The sequence below is a fragment of the uncultured Actinomyces sp. genome (genome assembly GCF_963526355.1).
Lineage (GTDB): Bacteria > Actinomycetota > Actinomycetes > Actinomycetales > Actinomycetaceae > Actinomyces.
In genome coordinates this window covers 1-3,008 of record NZ_CAUROW010000167.1, presented here as the reverse complement: position 1 = coordinate 3,008, position 3,008 = coordinate 1, and the positions used below count along the sequence as shown (strand labels likewise).

Annotated in this window: 3 protein-coding genes; all 3 read left to right on the top strand. The window is 71.1% G+C overall.

Translation table 11 applies throughout. The features are described from left to right. Window positions 1-795 (top strand): serine--tRNA ligase (gene serS / locus RWR81_RS13270; protein ID WP_314458182.1); only part of this gene is annotated, 795 nt, incomplete at its 5' end. A gap of 10 nt (window positions 796-805) precedes the next feature. Continuing rightward, complete coding sequence (locus tag RWR81_RS13265; protein WP_314458181.1) at window positions 806-1,939, top strand: HAD family hydrolase; 1,134 nt, start codon at window positions 806-808, stop codon at window positions 1,937-1,939. Beyond that, on the top strand, window positions 1,939-3,008 hold a 1,070-nt coding region (locus RWR81_RS13260; protein ID WP_314458180.1), incomplete at its 3' end, for an ABC transporter substrate-binding protein. The genes RWR81_RS13265 and RWR81_RS13260, both read left to right, overlap by 1 nt.

The window sequence follows — 3,008 nt, the reverse complement described above, 5'->3', positions numbered from 1 at the left end:
TTCTACTACCTCAAGGGCTGGGGCATGCGCCTGGAGCTGGCGCTCATGACGGCGGCCCTGGATGCCGCCGTCGCCCACGGCTTCACCCCGATGACCACGCCCACGCTCGTGACCCCGCAGGTCATGGGTGGCACCGGGTTCCTGGGCGCCCACAGCGACGAGATCTACTACCTGCCCGCCGACGACCTCTACCTCACCGGCACCTCCGAGGTGGCCCTGGCCGGCTACCACGCCGATGAGATCCTCGATCTGACCGCCGGGCCCAAGCGCTACATGGGCTGGTCCACCTGCTATCGGCGCGAGGCCGGTGCCGCCGGCAAGGACACCCGCGGCATCATCCGCGTCCACCAGTTCAACAAGGCCGAGATGTTCTCCTACTGCCGTCCCGAGGACGCCGAGGCCGAGCACGCCCGGCTCCTGGCCATGGAGGAGGAGATGCTGGCCCTGGTCGAGCTGCCCTACCGGGTCATCGACACCGCCGCCGGGGATCTGGGCTCCTCAGCCGCCCGCAAGTTCGACTGCGAGGCCTGGCTGCCCACCCAGCAGCGCTGGATGGAGGTCACCTCCACCTCCAACTGCACCACCTACCAGGCCCGCCGCCTGGCCGTGCGCGAGCGCCGCGAGGGCGGCACGAGCCCCGTGGCCACCCTCAACGGGACCCTGGCCACCACTCGCTGGATGGTCTCCATCCTTGAGAACCACCAGCAGGCCGACGGCTCGGTGCGCGTGCCCACGGGCCTGCGATCCTACCTGGGTGGCCTGGAGGTCATCGAGCCCGTCGGCGCCACCGACTGAAGGCGGTCCCATGAATCCCACTCCCGCCCCTTGGCCGGGCGCCGCCCGTGAAACCGACGCCGTCGGTGACCCCGGCGGCTCCGGGCCCACCGGCAACGGCCCGGCCGTCAACCCCGAGACCGGTATCACCCCGGCGGGCCAGCCCCTGACCCATTTGGGAGGCTCCGCGGAGTACATCGGACGCCTTGAGAACAGCGCCGGCCACAAGGCAGGGTCCGGCGAGCGCGCCCTGCGGCGTCGGCCCCTGGATCACGAGGAGTACCACGCCCTCGTTCAGGACCGGATGCGGGACCTCGACGCCCTGGAGGCTGACGGCGGTGCCCGGCTCGCGCCCGGTCACGGGCTCGTCGTCGCCCTCGATGTCGACGGCACCATCCTCGACATGGACGGGCGAGTCTCGGAGAGGGGCATGGCCTCCATCGCCCGCCTGCGCGCCCATGAGGTCCCCGTCGTCATCTCCACCGGCCGCGGGATCGCCGCGGCCATGCCGGTAGTGCGCCACCTGGGGCTGAGCTCCGGCTGGATGGTCTGCGCCAACGGTGCGCTGACCCTGTGGCTCGATCCGGACGTCCCCGGCGGCTACGAGGTGGTCGACTCGCGCACCTTCGACCCGCGCTCCGCCATCGAGACCCTGCGCGCCGCCGTGCCCGATGGGATCTTCGCCGTCGAGGAACCCGGCATCGGGTTCAAGGTCTCCCGGCTCTTCCCCGACGGCGAGCTCATCGAGGACCAGCAGGTCGTCACCATGGCCGAGCTCGTCTCTCAGCCGGTCACCCGCGTGGTCCTGCGGGCCCCCGGCATGTCGGTGGAGCGTTTCTCCGAGATCGTGGCCGACTCCGGGCTGCACTCTGTGGAGTACGCCATCGGCTGGACGGCTTGGCTCGACGTCGCCCCCGAGGGCGTCACCAAGGCCTCCGCCCTCGAGGCGCTCATCACCCGTCTGGGCACCGACTCCGCCCACACCCTCGCGGTCGGTGACGGCTCCAACGACGTCGAGATGATCGAGTGGGCCGGTGTCGGAGTCGTCATGGGCAGCGCGCCTCAGTGGGTGCGCGACCGCGGCGATATCCTGACCGAGCCCGTGTGGCGGGACGGCTGCGCCGCCGTCCTGGACGCTCTCATAGAACGAGTAAGGCACCCCTGATGCGACAGTCCCCCCTCCCTGTCTCCCACCACAATTCCATCCGCGACACCTTCACTGACGATGTCGATCGCACCGCCGGTCCTCCCGGCGGACCGGCCGCCCCGGGCGGAGGCCGCCTCGCCGGCCGGATATATCGCCACGGCCGGCTTCTCGCGGCGGTCTGCGCCCTGACCCTGGCGGCCGCCGGCTCCGCTGCCTGCTCAGCCGGCGGATCCGGCTCGACGTCGGCCACCGGCTGCGCTGCCTACCAGGCCTACCAGGGCCACAAGGGCTCCACAGTCACCATCTCCAGCAGCCTGACCGGCACCGAGGCCGAGCGCTTCGAGGCCTCCGTGGCCGAGTTCGAGAAGTGCACGGGCATTGACGTCGCTCACACCGGCACCACCGAGTTGCGCTCCCAGCTGCTCAACGGATCGGGCACGGACCTGTCCACCAGCAAGGGGGCCTCGCCGTCGAGCCAGGACGACCCCGAGAACCTGCCCGACCTGGCGATCGTGCCGCAGCCCGGTATGGTGGCCGAGCTCGTCGACACCGGCGTGGTCCACCCGCTGCCGAACGCGGTCAACAGCAACGTGGAGGCCGGCTGGGACCGGCACTGGATCCAGGTGGGCATCCACGCCTCCGTGCCCTACGCCGCCCCGCTCATGGCCTCGGTGAAGTCCCTCGTGTGGTACTCGCCGGACGCCTTCAAGAAGGCCGGCTACAAGGTGCCCTCCACCTGGGCCGAGCTGGAGACCCTCACCCGCAAGGTCCGCTCCGACCACCCCGACGGCTCCGTGACCCCCTGGTGCGTGGGCGCCTCCGACGGGGAGTCCACCGGCTGGGTGATGACCGACTGGCTCGAGGACGCCATGCTCTCAACCCAGGGTCCCGGCGCCTATGAGACGTGGGCGTCGCACCGGGTGCCCGTCAACTCCTCGGACGCCGTGGAGGCCCTCGACGTCGTCGGCTCCCTGGTTCTGGCCGACGGGCACGTGGCCGGCGGGCGCTCCTCGATCATCTCGCGGACACCCGCGCAGGCCGGGGCCGACCTGGTCAAGGGCAGCTGCCTCATGCTGCACGCCTCCTC

Coding starts and splice junctions, on each gene's coding strand:
- RWR81_RS13265 (WP_314458181.1), top strand. CDS start 806: ATGAATCCCACTCCCGCCCCTTGGCCGGGCGCCGCCCGTGAAACCGAC.